The sequence below is a fragment of the Bacillus sp. GbtcB10 genome, from assembly GCF_019091365.1.
Lineage (GTDB): Bacteria > Bacillota > Bacilli > Bacillales > Bacillaceae > Bacillus > Bacillus altitudinis.
Genome location: NZ_JAGXJP010000323.1, coordinates 1 through 245, shown reverse-complemented (window position 1 = coordinate 245; position 245 = coordinate 1). Strand labels below are relative to the sequence as shown.

The window sequence follows — 245 nt, the reverse complement described above, 5'->3', positions numbered from 1 at the left end:
CTTACGACCTTTTGATAAGAGACTAAGTATTTGTCTGTCATGAATTTCAAAAGCTTTATCCGTCAAATCTTGATTAAGATGTAATAAATAGACGGTTAGTATTGAATATCGTTTATTTTCCTGAAAATCACGGAATGCATAAGGTTCATATCTTGAACCCAAGCGAGACAGCTGTAACAGGCGATTGCGGTGCAAATGATTAATTTGCACCGTTTCTAATTCCATTCCTCGTATGTATTCGAGTC

Annotated in this window: 1 protein-coding gene; it reads right to left on the bottom strand. The window is 35.9% G+C overall.

The window, feature by feature from the left end:
* A partial coding sequence (locus tag KVT11_RS20385) for a hypothetical protein (RefSeq protein WP_217609200.1) occupies window positions 1–245 on the bottom strand: 245 nt, incomplete at both ends.